Here is a 16,585-nt window from a genome sequence, read left to right as displayed (position 1 = left end):
TCAGCCGGATGACGGCAATCGGTTGCCACGAGTTGTCGCGGGCTCCCGTGGCGCCGGAGCGTCACGCCACGAGCGCCGCCGGGTGGCCGGCGCGGCGGTCGAGGCGCGCACGTAGATCCGCGTCGGCAGGGCCAGCGGCCGCACCGTCGTCGGGCTGGCCCCGCCGATGAGGGCGAGCAGGTTGTGCACCGCCATCGAGCCGAGCGTGCGCAGGGGAGGAGCGACCGTCGTCAGCTCGGGGGAGGTCAGCGCCGAGGTGAAGATGTTGTCGAAGCCGACCACGCTGACGTCGCCCGGGATGCGGGCGCCGAAGCTGATCAGCCGCCGCATGAAGCCGATCGCGACCAGGTCGTTGTAGGCGATCACGGCGCTGCTGCGCACCGCGGGGAAGTCCGCCGCCGCTCGTGCCCCGCCGCCCGCCGTGGGTGCGTAGGGGCCGATCCGGCGCACGTGGATGCCGCGCTCGCCGGCATACAGCCTCAGCGAGCGCCAGCGCATCCCGTTGGCCCACGCCGCCTCGGGCCCGGACAGGTAGGTGATCTGGCGGTGGCCGAGGTCGGCGAGGTGGTCGACGGCCTGGCGCATCGACATGGCGTGGTCGGTGACGACGTTGGGCACGTCGGAGATGTCGCGGTTGACGGCGATCACCGGCCGCTGCTTGGCGAGCATCCGGATCGCGCTGTCGGACATGCGCGTGCTGGCCAGCACGATCCCCTCGACGGTCGGGATGACCCGCTCGAGGCCCTCCCGCTCGATGGCCACCGACTCCTGGGCGTCGGCGAGCAGCGTCGTGTAGCCGCGCTCGGCGGCCGCGGCCTGCGCGCCACGGATCAGCTCGAAGTAGTAGGGGTTGGTGATGTCGGCCGTGGCGAGGGCGATCATCGACGTCTGGCCGGTGGGAAGCGCGCGGGCGAGCGGGTTGGTGCGGTAGCCGAGATCGGCGGCCACGGCCCGGATCCGGGCGGCCGTCTCGGCGTTGACCCGGTCGGGCCGGGAGAACGCGCGCGACACCGTCGAGGACGCGACGCCCGCGGCCCGCGCGACGTCGTAGATCGTCGGCGTGGACCGCGCCGACGAGCGCCGCCGCGGTTCCGCGGCGGCAGGTCGGGCGGGCTGCTCAGGGCTCGGCGTCACGGGTCTCCTGCGGGTGTCGGCGAGGACGTTGGCTCATGGGGCTTGTGGCGTCCGTCACGAGACCGTAGGTCCCGCGGCAACTAATGGCAACCGCTTGCCGCCGCGTTCGGGCCGCTGTCTGAATGCCGCGTATGGCGCACGTCACTGTGGCTGTCGTTCCCGACAGCGGGCGTGCCGAAGACCGTGAGGAGAAGCCCATGAGCACCATTCGCCGTGGCCGCGCCGCCGTTCTAGGAAGCGTGGCCGCTCTCGCGCTGGCGTTGTCCGCCTGTGCCGGCGCCCCGTCCGACGACACCGACACGGTCAGCTCCTCGAAGGTGCCGGACAAGCCGAAGAAGGCCGTCACCCTCAACATCCTCGACATCGCGGGCAACCTCCAGCTGACCAAGGGGATGATCGAGAACTTCGCCAAGGCCAACCCCGACGTCGTCTCGAAGGTCACCTACGCGACGGCGCCCGCCCCGGACATGGCCGGCAAGCTCAAGGCCGAGCAGCAGGGCGGCAGCTCCACCACCAGCCTCGTGCTCAGCGGCACCGACGGCCTCTCGGCGGGCATCCAGCAGAAGCTGCTGCGCAAGATCACGCCGGACTTCGACGAGCGGCTGCCCGGCCTGATGGACAACTACCTCGAGCCCGCGGCCAACATGCAGAAGCTCGCCGACGGGTACGGCGTCGCGGTCGTCTACTACCCGTCCGGGCCGCTGATGGAGTACAACCCCGCGAAGGTGAAGACCGCGCCCAAGACGCCGCAGGAGCTGCTCGACTACGCCAAGGCGCACCCGGGCAAGGTGCAGTACGCCCAGCCGGCCAACTCCGGGCCCGGCCGTACCTTCCTGATGGGCCTGCCCTACCTGCTCGGCGACACGGACCCGAAGGACCCCGAGAAGGGCTGGGACAAGACCTGGGCCTACCTCAAGGAGCTCGGCAAGTACACCGCCGACTACGCCTCGGGCACGACCGAGACGATGAAGAACCTCGCCGACGGCACCGTCGACATCGTCCTGTCCACGACCGGGTGGGACATCAACCCCCGCGCCCTCGGCACCGTCCCCGCCGACATGAAGATCGCCGCGTTCGACAACATGACGTGGGTCTCCGACGCCCAGTACGTCCTCATCCCCAAGGGTGTCTCCTCCGACGTCGTCGCGGCCGACCTGGCCCTCATCAAGTGGATGCTCAAGCCCGACCAGCAGGCCATCGCCTACGACTCCGGCTACTTCTACCCGGGCCCGGCCGTCAAGGACGTCGACCTCTCGATGGCGCCGCAGGCGAGCCAGGACGTCATCAAGAGGTTCGGCCGGCCCGAGTACGACGCGCTGATCGCCGACAACCCGGTCCAGACGTCGCTCCCGTCGGCCCAGCAGGTCGCCGCGTTCGACACGTGGGACCGTGAGGTGGGGAGCCAGAAGTGAGCACCGGAGTCGGCGCGGAAGCGAGCCCGGAAGTGACCTCGGAAGCGACCTCGGAAGTGAGCCCAGCAGTGACCGCAGGAGTGAGCTCGGGAACGAGCCCGGCAGGACCCAGCACCTCCCGCTTCGCGGAGCTGCGACTCGAGGGCGTGGGCCGGCGCTACGGCGCGCAGACAGCACTCGAGGACTTCAGCCTCTCGATCAAAGGCTCGGAGTTCGTCGCGCTGCTCGGTCCCTCCGGCTGCGGCAAGTCCACGGCGCTGAACTGCCTGGCCGGGTTGCTGCCGCTGACCACCGGCAGCATCCACCTCGACGACCGCCGCATCGACACCCTCCCGCCGGAGCGGCGCGGCTTCGGGATGGTGTTCCAGAACTACGCGCTCTTCCCGCACATGACGGTGCGCAAGAACATCGCCTTCGGCCTGCAGATGCAGAAGGTGGCGCGCGCCGAGGTCGCCCGGCGGGTGGACGAGGCGGTCGCGCTGGTCCAGCTGGGCGAGCACCAGCACAAGATGCCCGGCCAGCTCTCCGGCGGCCAGCAGCAGCGGGTCGCGATCGCTCGGGCGATCGCACTCCACCCGCCGGTCGTCCTGATGGACGAGCCGCTGTCCAACCTCGACGCCAAGCTCCGCCTGGAGATGCGGATGGAGATCCGCCGGCTGCACCAGGACCTTGGCCTGACCACCGTCTACGTGACCCACGACCAGGAGGAGGCGCTGTCGATGGCCGACCGTCTGGTCGTGCTGCGCGAGGGGGTCATCCAGCAGGTCGGCACCCCGCAGGAGGTCTACGAGCAGCCGGTGAACTCCTACGTCGCCGGGTTCATGGGCTACCGCAACCTGATCGACGTCGACGTGACCGGCGGGGACGCTGAGCACGCCGTCGTCGAGGGCGGCGGGCTGCGGCTGACCGGCGCCAACCGCGGCGTCCGCTCCGGCGCCGCGGTGGCCGCCATCCGCCCGGAGGACCTCGTCATCGGCGAGACCGACGGCAACGGCATCGAGGTCACGGTCCGGATCGCGGAGTACCACGGCCGCGAGCTGTCGGTCGAAGCCACGACCGAGCAGGGCAGGTCGATCTACTTCCGCACGCCTGAGCGGGTCGCCCCGGGCGACCGGGTCGTGCTCGGCGTACCCCGGCACCGGGTGCTCGTCTTCGGCGACGCGTCAGCGGCGCGGGAGGCGGTCCGCGCGGGGCTGGAGTCATGACCGTCGGGCTCGACCGGGCGGCCGCGCCCCGGCGTACCCTCCGCCACCGGCTCGCCGATCGGGGGATCGACCGCACGCTGTGGCTGGTGCTGCCGGCGACCGCGTTCGTGCTGGTCCTCTTCGTCTACCCGTTCATCTACGGCCTGGAGCTGTCCTTCCAGCCGCTGGAGGGCGGCGGCGCGTTCGCGAACTACAAGGAGTTCTTCTCCGACCCCTACCTGCGCGACACGATCTGGAAGACGATGCGGCTCGCGCTGCCGGCGGCCGTCTTCAACGTGGCGGCGTCGGTGCCCGTGGCCTACGCGATGCGCGGGAGGGTCCGCGGGAAGCGGACCATCACCACGCTGCTGGTCATCCCGATCACGCTCGGCACCGTCCTCACCGCGCAGGGTCTGATCATGTACGCCGGCCCGCGCGGCTGGCTCAACCGGACGCTGACGGGTCTCCATCTCATCGACCAGCCCGTGGTGCTGGTGCACAACTACACCGGCGTCTTCCTCAGCCTGGTGATCACAGGCTTCCCGTTCGCGTTCCTGCTCACGCTGTCCTATCTGTCCGGCATCGACCCGGCCCTGGAGAAGGCGGCCGCGACGCTCGGCGCCGGGTCGTGGCAGCGGTTCCGCAAGATCACGCTCCCGCTGCTCGCCCCCGGCCTGGCGATCACGTTCACGCTCGCGTTCGTGCTGGCCTTCTCGGTCTTCCCGTCGGCGCAGATGGTGGGCAAGCCGACCGGTGCCACCCGGGTCATCTCCATCGCCGCCTACGACGCGGCGTTCCAGAAGTTCGACTACTCGATGGGCTCGACGATCGCCATGATCATGGCCGTCATCATGCTCATCGTCATCGCCCTGGTCATGGTGTGGCGCGCCACGCTCTACCGGGGTGCGACAGGAGGGAAGGGCTGATGTCCACGATGACCCGGCCGGTGACCGAGCCCGAGGCCCGGACCTCGCCCGACGCGACTCCGCGGACCCGTCCGCGCGGGTGGACCGTCCTGCTGTGGCTGGTGGTCGCCTTCCTCTTCGTCAACCTGGCCGCCCTGGTGCTCTCGGTCGTCGTCGACTCCTTCGGCACCCGGTGGTTCGGCACGTGGCTGCCGGAGAGCTTCACGACCCACTGGTACGCCGACGCGTGGCACGAGTTCGCCCTCTCCCACGTGCTCCTCGTGACCCTCGAGGTGGCGCTGGCGGTCGTGGTCGTCTCGGTGCTGATCGGTGTGCCGGCGTCGTACGTCCTCGCTCGCCGGTCCTTCCCGGGCAAGCGGGTGCTGATGCTGCTCTTCGTGCTGCCGATCCTGGTGCCGCCGATCACCTACGGCATCCCGCTCGCGACGCTGCTCTACCGCTGGCACCTCGCCGGCTCGATGACCGGCGTCATCCTGGCCAACCTGGTCCCGGCGGTGCCGTTCGTGATCCTGACGATGACGCCGTTCATCGAGCAGATCGACCCCAAGATCGAGGCCGCGGCCCGGATGTGCGGGGCCCCGACGCGGGTGGTCTTCACCCGGATCCTCACGCCGCTGCTGGTGCCCGGCATCCTGGCCGCCTGCATCCTGGTGCTGGTCCGGACCGTGGGGATGTTCGAGCTGACCTTCCTCACCGCCGGCCCGAGCAGCACGACGCTCGTGGTGTCGCTCTACAACGCGGTCTTCGCCGCCGGCATCCGGGCGAACCAGTCCGTCGACGCGATGGCGACGATCTACACGGCGTCGATGATGGTGCTGCTGATCGTCGCGCTGCGCTTCGTGAACCCGACCCAGCTGGTGACGCGGGTCCGTGAGGAGCCGACCGAATGACCTTCGACGTGGTGGTGGTCGGCGAGGTCCTCGTCGAGCTCGCCTCCGACCGGGCGCTAGGTGACGGCGTCCCGCTCACCCTCGGGATCTCGGGAGACGTGGTGAACGCCGCCGCGGCCGCCGCTGCCGCCGGAGCGCGGACGGCGGTGCTGGCCCGCATCGCCGACGACGAGCTCGGCGACGTGATCGAGGCGCGGCTCGCCGAGCTCGGGATCGACACCTCGCTGGTGCGTCGGGTGCGCGGCCAGCAGGGCGCCTACGTCGTCCACGCCGACCCGCACGGGCAGCGCGAGTTCGTCTACCTGCGCCGGGGGAGTGCCGGGTCGACGCTCGCGCCCGAGGACGTCGTCGCGGCCGGGCTCGAGTCCGCCGGCGCCGTCCTGACCACCGGCGTGACGGCCGCCCTGTCGACCTCGGCGCGGGCGGCCGTCTACGAGGTGGCGCAGCGCGCCTCGTGCCTCGTCTACGACCCGAACTTCCGGCCCCGGCTGACGACGGCGGCGGAGGCCGCCGGCGTGCTGCGGGCGCTCGCGCCCCGCGCCCGGGTGGTGACGCCGGCGGCGCCCGGGGAGAGCTCGGCGCTGCTCGGCACCGACGACCCGGGCCTGGCAGCCCGGATCGTGCTCGGGCTCGGCGCCGAGGCGGCCGTCGTCACCCGCGGTGGTGACGGGGTGCTGGTCGTCGACGCCGCCGGTCCCCGCGAGGTCCCCGCGGTCCCGGCCCCCCGCCTCGTCGACCAGACCGGTGCGGGCGACAGCCTCGCGGGCACCCTCACCGCCCGGCTCGTGCTGGGCGACAGCCTCGACGAGGCGGTCCGGCTCGGGACGGCGGCAGCCTCCCTCGTCCTCGGCGGAAGGGGCGGCACCGGACTCGTGCCGACACTCGCGCAGATGCGGTCGCACCTGGGGGTGACGGCATGAACGACCTCCTCGTGCTCCGGCCCGGCGACGACGTCGGGATCGCCCGGCGCGACCTGGTCGCCGGTGAGACGGCCGGCGGCGGCGACGTGAGGGTCCGGCTGATGGGCGAGGTGCCCGCCGGCCACAAGGTCGCGCTGCACGACCTGTCGGCCGGCGCCGCCGTGCGGAAGTACGGCTCGGTCATCGGCGTCACCACCGTGCCGGTCGCCGCCGGCTCGCACGTGCACACCCACAACCTGGCCATGGCCGACCTCGAGCACGGCGGCCGCGTGTCCGTCGTACCTCGTGTGGAGCCGGTGCCCGTCGCGGAGCGGACCACGTTCGCCGGCATCGTCCGGCCGAGCGGTGAGGTCGCCACGCGCAACTACATCGGCGTCCTGACGACGGTGAACTGCGCGGCCACGACGGCGAAGCGGATCGCCGACCAGGTGGCCCGCTCCGGCCTGCTCGACGACCACCCGCACGTCGACGGCGTGCTGGCGCTGGCGCACGGGACCGGCTGCGGGCTGGCGTCCGACGGCGCCGGCCTCGAGCTGCTCCGGCGGACCCTCTCCGGCTATGCGCGGCACCCGAACTTCGGCGCGCTCCTCGTGGTCGGCCTCGGCTGCGAGGTCAACGAGATCGAGGCCCTCACCTCGGGCATCGACCTGCCGCCGGGGACGCCGCTGCTGCCGCTGACCATCCAGGACCTCGGCGGGACGCGCGCGACGACCGACGCCGGCGTCGGCATGGTGCGCGACCTGCTGCCGGACCTCGACCGGGTCCGCCGCGAGCCGGTGCCGGTCAGCCGGCTCGTGCTGGGCCTCAACTGCGGCGGCAGCGACGGGTGGTCGGGGGTCAGTGCCAACCCGGCCCTCGGCCTGGCCGCCGACGAGCTGGTCCGCCAGGGCGGGACGGCCGTGCTCGCGGAGACGCCGGAGATCTACGGCGCCGAGCACCTGCTCACCTCGCGATGCGTCGACGAGGCGGTCGGGGAGCGGCTGCTGGAGCGGCTGCACTGGTGGGAGCGCTACACCGCCGCCAACGGTGGCTCGATGGACAACAACCCCTCGCCCGGCAACAAGGCCGGCGGCCTGACCACCATCCTCGAGAAGTCGCTGGGTGCGGTCGCCAAGGCGGGCAGCAGCCCGCTCGCCGAGGTGGTGGAGTACGCCGAGCAGGTCCGCGGGCCGGGTCTGGCTTTCATGGACACGCCGGGCTACGACCCGGTGTCGGTCACCGGGCTGATCGCCGGCGGGGCCAACGTCGTCTGCTTCACGACCGGCCGCGGCTCCGCCTTCGGTGCCAAGCCGGTGCCGTCGGTCAAGCTCGCCACCAACTCGGAGATCTTCGCCCGGATGCGCGACGACATGGACCTCGACTGCGGTCGGGTGCTCACCGGCGAGGCGACCCTGGAGCAGGTCGGCCGGGAGGTGTTCGATCGGGTCGTCGCGGTCGCGTCGGGGGAGCGGACCGCCAGCGAGGAGCTCGGCTACGGCGAGGAGGAGTTCGTCCCCTGGCAGCTGGGCGCGGTGATGTGACGTCGCGTGAATGAAGGCTCCTGCTGCATTCGATCCAAATGAAGGTATAGTCTTCATATGACGCAGATGAAGGTTGCGCTGATCGGGGATCTCGTCGCCTCGCGCGAGGCCGGCGAGCGGGCGAAGGTCCACGCCAGGCTGGCCGCGGCCCTCGACCGGGTCAACACCGACGTGCCGGCCGCCGTGCCTCTCCGGGTCACCGTCGGCGACGAGTACCAAGGCGTCTACGACCACCTCGGCCCCGCCCTGCAGGCGACGCTGCGGCTGCGGCTCGCGCTGCTGCCGCACGTGGACGCCCGTCATGGCGTCGGGCGGGGGTCGATCACGGTACTGAGCGAGCAGCCGCGCGTCGAGGACGGGCCGGCCTGGTGGTCGGCGCGCCAGGCCATCGAGAGCGTCGAGACCGAGGAGCGCCGGGCGGCGCTGCGCGGCCTGCGGACGGCGTACGCGGCCGCTGAGGACACCCGGCAGGACACCGGGGATGCCGGTGGACCCGACCCCGCTGCCGTGAACGCCGCCCTCACGCTGCGCGACCAGCTGCTCCACGGCGTGGGGCCCGAGTCGTTGTCGGTGCTCGCTGGAATGCTGGCGGGCATGACCCAGAAGGACATCGCCGCCGAGCTCGGTGTGACCGCGTCGGCGGTGTCGCAGCGCGTGCGCCGCGACGGGCTCGGCGCGCTGGTCCGGGCCGACGAGCTGCTGGGTGGGCTGAGGTGAGCTGGCTCGGCCTGCTGCTCATCGGGCTTGGCGTCGCCGACCTCGGCCACTCGCTGCGGCCGGTGCGCTGGGTCCCGGAGTGCGTCGCCGCGGCCGTCGTCGTCGTGCTCGGTCTGGTCGGCGGTCTCACCGACGCGCGCGACGTGCTGGCCTGGCTGGTGATCGCGCTCGTCGTGATCGGCTGGGGACGGGTGGTGCGGGTCGGGTTCGGCGTACGCCGCCCCGAGTGGCCGCTCGCGCTGCTCGGAGGCACCCTGGTCGCCGCCGTCGCGGTCTCACCGCTCGCGGGCAGCGTCGACGGACCGCTCGCCGACTGGCTCGCCGCCGTCCCGTGGCCACGCGTCGCGGGCACCCGACCCGACAGCGCGCTGCTGGTCCTGGGCGGGCTGCTCGTCCAGCTCTCGACCGGCAACGTCGTCGTACGCCTGGTGCTGGCCGCGACCGACACCGTCAACCCGGCCCGACCGAGCCACGACGTCAGCGTGCGGCTGAAGGGCGGCCGGCTGCTCGGGCCGATGGAGCGCCTGGTGATCCTCGGCCTCGGCCTGGGCGGTCACGTCACCGCGGCGAGCCTGGTGATCGCGGCCAAGGCGCTGATCCGCTGGCCCGAGCTCCAGTCCTTCCGCGACGGCGACGGGCGGCCCGACGGACCCACCATCGACGAGGTGACCGAATACTTCCTCGTCGGCAGCTTCGTGTCCTGGCTGGTCAGTCTCGGGACGCTCGCGATCGTCCGATGACCTCCCACTAGGCTCACGCCCATGGGCAAGCAAGAGGACTTCGTGCTGCGCGCGCTCGAGGAGCGCGACGTCCGGTTCGTCCGGCTGTGGTTCACCGACGTGCTCGGCTTCCTCAAGTCGGTCGCCGTCGCTCCGGCGGAGCTCGAGGCGGCGTTCGCGGAGGGCATCGGCTTCGACGGCTCGGCCATCGAGGGCTTCGCCCGGGTCTACGAGTCCGACATGCTGGCCAAGCCGGACCCGTCGACCTTCCAGATCCTCCCGTGGCGGGAGACCGTCTCGGGCCCGGCCACGGCGCGCATGTTCTGCGACATCGTCATGCCCGACGGCAGCCCGTCGTACGCCGACCCGCGCTTCGTGCTGAAGCGGACCCTGTCGAAGGCGGCCGAGAAGGGGTTCACCTTCTACACGCACCCCGAGATCGAGTTCTACCTCTTCAAGGACGTCCCGCAGAAGGGCAAGTCGCCGCTGCCGGTGGACCGCAGCGGCTACTTCGACCACACCGCCCAGTCGATGGGGTCGGACTTCCGCCGAGAGGCGATCACGATGCTCGAGCAGATGGGGATCAGCGTCGAGTTCAGCCACCACGAGGGCGGGCCCGGCCAGCAGGAGATCGACCTGCGCTACGCCGACGCCCTGTCCACGGCCGACAACATCATGACCTTCCGCACGGTCATCCGTGAGGTCGCGCTGAGCCAGGGCATCTGGGCCAGCTTCATGCCCAAGCCGTACACCGAGCACCCCGGCTCGGGCATGCACACCCACGTCAGCCTGTTCGAGGGCGACGCCAACGCGTTCTACGAGCCGGGCGCGGAGTACGGCCTGTCCAAGACCGCCCGCCAGTTCATCGCCGGGGTGCTGCTGCACGCGCCCGAGATCAGCGTCGTCACCAACCAGTGGGTCAACTCCTACAAGCGCCTGATCACCGGCAGCGAGGCGCCGACCCACGTGTCGTGGGGCCACAACAACCGCTCCGCGATGGTCCGGGTCCCGATGTACAAGCCGCTCAAGGGCCAGTCCACCCGGGTCGAGGTCCGCACCATCGACGCCGCCTGCAACCCCTACCTCGCCTTCGCCGCAGTCCTGGCCGCCGGCATGAAGGGCATCGAGGACGGCTACGACCTGCCGCGCGAGGCCGAGGACGACGTCTGGTCGCTCACCGACCGCGAGCGGCGCGCGCTCGGCCTCGACGCGCTGCCCACCAGCCTGGCCGAGGCGATCTCGCTGGCCGAGAGCTCCGAGCTGCTGGCCGACACCCTGGGGGAGCACGTCTTCGACTTCTTCCTGCGCAACAAGCGGGCGGAGTGGCAGGAGTACCGCGGCGTGGTGTCGCCGTTCGAGCGCGACCGGATGCTTCCGATCCTCTGATGGCCGCCGCGACCGCCCAGCCGCACCACTGACCACATGGTCCGACCATCGAGCGGCAAGGCCACGCTGCTGCGACTCGGGTTCGTCGACCCCGAGTCGGCGCAGGCGTCCCTGACCCGGCTCGGTCCGGCGGCCGAGCCGATCCTCGCCATGCTCGGGCTGGTCGCCGACCCTGACCTGGCGCTGACCGGCCTGGTCCGGCTGGTCGGGTCGGCGGGCGAGGCCGAGGCGGGCGAGCTGCTCGACGCCCTCGTCGACGACGAGGGCTCGGCGATGCGGCTGCTCGGCGTGCTCGGCGCCAGCGAGGCGCTCGGGCACCACCTCGCCCGCCACCCCGAGCACTGGCGCGAGCTCACCGACCCGACCCTGGGGTCGAGCCGCCCGGCGGCGTACGCCATGCGCGAGAGCCTGCTGCGCGCGGTCGGGGCCGACCCTGCCGATGAGGTGGCCGTCGCGACCCTCGCGCGGCCCGAGGCCCTCGACGCGCTGCGCGTCGAGTACCGGCGGATCCTGCTGCGTCTCGCCGCGCGGGACATCGCGCACGACCTGCCCGTCACCGACGTCGCGGCCGAGCTCTCCGACCTCGCCGTCGGCACCCTCGACGCAGCGCTGGCCGTGGCCCGCAGCGTCGTGCCGAACGCCTCGGCGGTCCGGCTCGCGGTGCTCGCGATGGGCAAGACCGGCGGGCACGAGCTCAACTACGTCTCCGACGTCGACGTGATCTTCGTGCACGAGCCGGCCGATCGCCCCGACGACCCGGTCGACGACCAGACCGCCCTGCGCGCCGCCACCCAGCTGGCCGGCCAGCTCATCGCCGTGTGCGGCGACCTCACCGCCGAGGGCCGGATCTGGGCGGTCGACGCCAACCTGCGCCCGGAGGGCAAGGCCGGGCCGTTGAGCCGCACCCTGGCGGCGATGGGTGGCTACTACGAGAGGTGGGCGAGCACCTGGGAGTTCCAGGCGCTGCTGAAGGCCCGCCCGGCGGCCGGGGACCTGTCGCTGGGGAGTGCGTTCGTCGAACTCGTCCAGCCCTACATCTGGCACGCCGCCGAGCGCGAGGGCTTCGTCGAGGACACCCAGGCGATGCGTCGGCGGGTCGTCGCACACATCCCGGCCAAGGACGCCGACCGCGAGCTGAAGCTGGGGGAGGGCGGCCTGCGCGACGTCGAGTTCGCCGTCCAGCTGCTGCAGCTGGTGCACGGCCGCGCCGACGACCGGCTGCGCTCACCCGCGACCCTCCCCGCGCTGCGGGCGCTCACCGAGGGCGGCTACGTCGGCCGCGAGGACGGAGAGACGCTCCACGCGGCGTACTCCTTCCTCCGCACGCTGGAGCACCGGATCCAGCTCCAGCGCCTGCAGCGGACCCACGTCGTGCCCGACGACGAGGCCTCGCTGCGCCGGCTCGGCCGGGGGATGGGCTTCCTGAAGGAGCCGGTCCCGGCCCTGCTGGCCGAGTGGCAGCGACAGCGCCGCGAGGTCCGGCGGCTGCACGAGAAGCTCTTCTACCGACCGCTGCTCAGCGCCGTCGCCCGCATCCCCGGCGAGGTCGCCCGGCTCTCGCCCGAGGCGGCCCAGCGCCGCCTCGCCGCGCTCGGGTACGAGGACCCCGCGGCCGCCCTGCGCCACCTCGAGGCGCTCACCCAGGGGGTGCGCCGGGCGGCCGACATCCAGCGTGCGCTGCTGCCCGCGATGCTGCAGTGGTTCGCCGAGGGGCCCGACCCCGACGCGGGCCTGTTCGGCTTCCGCCGGATCAGCGAGGCGCTCGGCACCACCCACTGGTACCTCCGCACGCTGCGCGACGAGGGTATGGTCGCCGAGCGACTGGCCCGGCTGCTGTCCACCTCCCGCTACGCCACGGCTCTGCTCGAGCGGGAGCCCGAGGGAGTGCGGATCCTCGGCGGCGACCTGCAGCCGCGGGCCACCGAGCCGGTCGTCGAGGAGATGCTGTCGACCGGCCGTCGGCGTGACGACGCCGAGCCCGGCGTACGCGCCATCCGAGCCGTACGACGACGCGAGCTGCTCCGGATCGCGGCCGGCGACGTCCTCGGGCTCACCGACGTGAGGGCGGTGAGCGAAGGGTTGAGCCGGCTGACCGACGCCACCCTCGAGGCCACCCTGCAGGTGGTGGGGGAGGCCGTGCGGACGGAGCGCGACCTGACCGAGGCGCCGACCGCGCTCGCCATCGTCGCGATGGGGCGGTACGGCGGCTTCGAGCTGTCCTACGCCTCCGACGCCGACGTACTGTTCGTGCACCGGCCGGTCGAGGGCGCCGACCAGCAGGTGGCGGCGTCCTACGCGCTGGCCGTGGCGACCGAGCTGCGCCGGCTGCTCGGCCTGGCCGGTCCCGATCCGGCCCTCGAGGTCGACGCCGACCTGCGGCCCGAGGGTCGCTCGGGCCCGCTCGTGCGGACGCTGGACGCCTATGCGGCCTACTACGGCAAGTGGCACTCGGTGTGGGAGAAGCAGGCCCTGCTGCGGGCCGATGCGGTGGTCGGTGATCCCGATCTGCGGGCGGCGTTCACGGCACTGATCGACCCGGTGCGCTATCCGGCGGGCGGCGTCGGCGACGACGAGGTGCACGAGATCCGGCGGATCAAGGGCCGGGTCGACGCCGAGCGGCTGCCGCGCGGCGCCGATCCGGCCACCCACCTGAAGCTGGGGCGCGGAGGTCTGGCCGACATCGAGTGGACGGTGCAGCTGCTGCAGCTCCGCCACGCGCACGAGGTCGAGGGACTGCGCACCACCAGCACGCTCGACGCACTGGCCGCGGCCCGGTCGGCCGGCCTGGTCGGCCAGCGCGACGGCGCCCTGCTCGACGAGGCGTGGCGGATCGTCAGCCGGATCCGCAATGCCGTCACGCTCGTGCGCGGCCGGGCCTCCGACCAGCTGCCCCAGGCGGCGCGCGAGCGTCGTGCCGTCGCCTCGATCCTGGGCTACCCGCCCGGGTCCTCCGACGAGCTCGTCAACGACTACCTGCGCGCCACCCGCCTCGCCCACGGCGTCGTCGACACCGTCTTCTGGCAGTGAGCGGGCTGCGACTGCGCACCCATCAGCGGCGTGCGCTCGAGGCGCTCGACGCCGCGTGGGCGACGGAGCGGACCCGCTCGTGGGTGGTGCTCCCGCCGGGCGCCGGCAAGACCCTCGTCGGGCTGGAGACCGCGCGGCGGCTCCTGTCCGACGGCAGGGTCGCGAAGGTCGTGGTGCTCGGCCCGAACACCGCCATCAGCGGCCAGTGGGTCGACCAGGCCGCCGTCGCGGGGGTCGACGCCGGCGACGACCGGGGGCTGGCCCGGCCACTCACGTCGCTGACCTACCAGTCCCTGGCCGTGTTCGACGCGGACCGCGAGGTGAGCGAGGAGGGCCGGGAGGAGCAGCTGCTGGCCCGGCTCCACGACAACGGCCGCGCGCTGGTCGAGCGGTTGCGCGACGTCGGGCCGCTGCTGCTCGTCCTCGACGAGTGCCACCACCTGCTCGAGGTCTGGGGCCGGCTGCTCGCCGAGGTCCTCGACGAGCTCCCGGATGCCCGCGTCCTCGGGCTGACCGCCACCCCGCCGGACGCGCTGACCAGCGATGAGGCGGAGCTCGTCGGGGAGCTGTTCGGCACACCGGTCTTCGAGACCTCGATCCCCGCCGTCGTGCGCGAGGGCGACCTCGCACCGTTCGCGGAGCTCGTCTGGCTCACCGAGCCCACGGCGGCCGAGAAGGAGTGGCTGGCCGAGTCGGCCCTCCGCTTCACCGAGCTCGTCACGGCGCTGACCGATCCATCCTTCGGCTCGGTGCCGTTCTTGACCTGGGCCGACCGGCGCTTCGTCGAGCGTCCCGGGGACGCACCGAGCTGGGCGGGCCTCGCCACGGCGGAGCCCGACCTGGCCGCCGCTGCGCTGCGCCTGCACCACGCCGGCCTCCTCGCGCTGCCTCCTGGTGGCGTGATGACCGAGGAGCATCGGCGTGACCCCACCGCTGACGACTGGGTCCGGCTGCTCGACGACTGGACGACCGGGGCGCTGCTGCGCTCGGAGGACCCCGCCGACAAGCCGGTGCTCGACGGGCTCCGGCGGGCCCTGCCCTCCGTCGGGCATGTGCTGACCCGTCGCGGGATCCGCCCCGGGCGGTCCCCGGTCGACCGGGTGCTCGCCCGGTCGGAGGCCAAGACGAGCGCCACCGCCGAGATCGTCCGCCTGGAGCATCTCGCCCTCGGCGACCGGTTACGCCTCCTGGTGCTGTGCGACCACGAGCACGCGACGGCGACTCTGCCCGCGGACCTCGACGGCGTCCTCTCGGAGCAGGCGGGGTCGGCGTACGCCGCGCTCGGTGCCGTGCTCCCCGAGGCGCCCGACGCCCTGCTCGTGACCGGGGCGACCGTGGCGGGCGCTCCCCGCACGCTGGCCGCCCTGGTCGACCACATCGCCGCGAGCGAGCCCGACCTCGCTGCCGCGCTCACCGTCGAGGACGGGCCCGTCGCCTCGCTGCTGGTCGGACCGTGGTCGAGCCGCCGCTGGACCCGTCACGTGACCCGCTTCTTCGAGGCCGGCGGCTGCCATGTCCTCGTCGGGACCCGTGGCCTGCTCGGCGAGGGCTGGGACGCGCGCCGGGTGACCGGCGTCGTCGACCTGACCACCGTCACCACCACGACCGCCGTCGTCCAGACCCGCGGGCGGGCGCTCCGCATCGACCCGTCCGACCCGGAGAAGGTGGCGATCAACTGGTCGCTGGTCTGCGTGGCCGAGCACCACCCGCGCGGCGACAACGACTGGCTGCGCCTGGTCCGCAAGCACTCAGGTTTCTTCGGGGTCGACGAGGACGGCACGGTGGTCGACGGCGTCGGCCACATCGACCCGGCCTTCTCGCCCTACGCACCGCCGCCCGCCGCGGACTTCGACCGCCTCAACGCCAGGATGGCGGTGCGGGCCGAGGACCGCGACGGGATCCGCGAGCGCTGGCAGGTCGGGACGCCGTACGACGACCTGGCCGGTCGTACCCTGCGCATCCGGCCGGAGCGGGCCGACGCGCTCGGGACGACGCCCGGCCCGCCGGCCGTGGTGGTCCGCGAGCAGGCCCTGGAGGTGCGCGCGGCGACGCGACCCGGCTTCTGGGCCAGGTTCGGGGCGGGCGCCGGGGTGCCGGTGGGCTGGGCGGCGGCCGTCGCCGCGGTCCCGCTGGGGGTCGTCTCCACGTGGACCGTGCTCGCCGGCGCCCTCACCGTCCCCGCCGCGTACGCCGGCCGCGCCGTCTCCCGCCGCGACGCCGGCCGACGCCTGCTCGACGAGGCGCGTCGTGCGCCGTCGATCGCCCAGATGGCGTCGGCGGTGGCCGACGCGCTGCACGCCGCCGGGTCGACAGGCGCCGGGGCGGACCGCGTCGGCGTGGAGGTCGAGCCGGACGGCGAGTACCGGGTGCACCTCGCAGGTGCCACCGAGCCCGAGTCGGCGCTGTTCGCGACGTCGCTCGAGGAGGTGCTCGCGCCGCTCTCCTCACCGCGCTACGTGGTGCCCCGCTGGGTGGTCAGCGACCGGGCACGGGGCTGGCGGGAGCTGGCCCGCATCGGCTCGCGCAAGCAGGTGCCGGCCGACGGCGTGGTCTGGCACGCGGTCCCGACCACCCTGGGCACCCGCGCCGAGAACGCCCGCCGGTTCGCCGACGCCTGGGACCACTGGGTGGGCGGCGGCCCGGCCCTGTACACGGGGTCGCCCGAGGGAGCCGGTGTGCTGGCCGCGCAGCGCGGCTCCGACCCGTTCGACGTCACGACCGTGATCCGTCGGCACTGGTCGTGAGCGGCG

General features: G+C 73.0%; 12 protein-coding genes. 11 read left to right on the top strand and 1 reads right to left on the bottom strand.

What is annotated here, in order from left to right; genetic code table 11:
• Nucleotides 1–1,134, bottom strand: a complete 1,134-nt coding sequence (locus BM236_RS13135; RefSeq protein WP_091124533.1) for a LacI family DNA-binding transcriptional regulator — start codon at nt 1,132–1,134, stop codon at nt 1–3.
• A gap of 197 nt (nt 1,135–1,331) precedes the next feature.
• Between BM236_RS13135 and BM236_RS13130 the strand changes: the two genes are divergently transcribed.
• The 11 genes from BM236_RS13130 (at nt 1,332) to BM236_RS13080 (ending at nt 16,579) form a co-directional block, all read left to right on the top strand.
• Nucleotides 1,332–2,546 carry an ABC transporter substrate-binding protein gene (locus BM236_RS13130; RefSeq protein ID WP_091124532.1) on the top strand — a complete coding sequence of 405 codons (1,215 nt, stop codon included), beginning with the start codon at nt 1,332–1,334 and terminating at the stop codon, nt 2,544–2,546.
• A 68-nt stretch (nt 2,547–2,614) separates the two neighbouring features.
• Nucleotides 2,615–3,751, top strand: coding sequence for an ABC transporter ATP-binding protein (locus BM236_RS13125; RefSeq protein WP_217645333.1), 1,137 nt, complete (start codon nt 2,615–2,617; stop codon nt 3,749–3,751).
• Nucleotides 3,748–4,656 (top strand): ABC transporter permease, encoded by a 909-nt coding sequence (locus BM236_RS13120; protein ID WP_091124526.1) that lies wholly within the window; start codon nt 3,748–3,750, stop codon nt 4,654–4,656. The genes BM236_RS13125 and BM236_RS13120 overlap by 4 nt, the downstream gene beginning before the upstream one ends.
• Nucleotides 4,656–5,546, top strand: a complete 891-nt coding sequence (locus BM236_RS13115) for an ABC transporter permease (protein ID WP_217645332.1) — start codon at nt 4,656–4,658, stop codon at nt 5,544–5,546. Before BM236_RS13120 ends, BM236_RS13115 begins: the two co-directional genes overlap by 1 nt.
• The gene (locus BM236_RS13110) at nt 5,543–6,466 is read left to right on the top strand and encodes a sugar kinase (protein WP_091124524.1); all 924 of its coding nucleotides are present in this window, start codon (nt 5,543–5,545) and stop codon (nt 6,464–6,466) included. The genes BM236_RS13115 and BM236_RS13110 overlap by 4 nt, the downstream gene beginning before the upstream one ends.
• Complete coding sequence (locus tag BM236_RS13105) at nt 6,463–7,986, top strand: UxaA family hydrolase (protein ID WP_091124522.1); 1,524 nt, start codon at nt 6,463–6,465, stop codon at nt 7,984–7,986. The genes BM236_RS13110 and BM236_RS13105 overlap by 4 nt, the downstream gene beginning before the upstream one ends.
• Nucleotides 7,987–8,043: 57 nt before the next feature.
• Nucleotides 8,044–8,703 (top strand): SatD family protein, encoded by a 660-nt coding sequence (locus BM236_RS13100; protein WP_091124520.1) that lies wholly within the window; start codon nt 8,044–8,046, stop codon nt 8,701–8,703.
• On the top strand, nt 8,700–9,443 hold the full coding sequence (locus BM236_RS13095) for a hypothetical protein (RefSeq protein WP_091124517.1): 744 nt from the start codon (nt 8,700–8,702) through the stop codon (nt 9,441–9,443). The genes BM236_RS13100 and BM236_RS13095 overlap by 4 nt, the downstream gene beginning before the upstream one ends.
• A 21-nt stretch (nt 9,444–9,464) precedes the next feature.
• A complete protein-coding gene (locus BM236_RS13090) occupies nt 9,465–10,808 on the top strand; it encodes a glutamine synthetase family protein (RefSeq protein WP_091124514.1) in 1,344 nt (447 codons plus the stop codon).
• A 36-nt stretch (nt 10,809–10,844) separates the two neighbouring features.
• Complete coding sequence (locus BM236_RS13085) at nt 10,845–13,835, top strand: bifunctional [glutamine synthetase] adenylyltransferase/[glutamine synthetase]-adenylyl-L-tyrosine phosphorylase (RefSeq protein WP_091124510.1); 2,991 nt, start codon at nt 10,845–10,847, stop codon at nt 13,833–13,835.
• The gene (locus tag BM236_RS13080; protein ID WP_245750319.1) at nt 13,832–16,579 is read left to right on the top strand and encodes a DEAD/DEAH box helicase; all 2,748 of its coding nucleotides are present in this window, start codon (nt 13,832–13,834) and stop codon (nt 16,577–16,579) included. Before BM236_RS13085 ends, BM236_RS13080 begins: the two co-directional genes overlap by 4 nt.
• Nucleotides 16,580–16,585 lie beyond the last annotated feature (6 nt).

The sequence above is a fragment of the Nocardioides terrae genome, from assembly GCF_900112345.1.
Lineage (GTDB): Bacteria > Actinomycetota > Actinomycetes > Propionibacteriales > Nocardioidaceae > Nocardioides > Nocardioides terrae.
The sequence above is the reverse complement of the archived record's forward strand: the minus strand, read 5'-3'. Positions and strand labels throughout refer to the sequence as shown.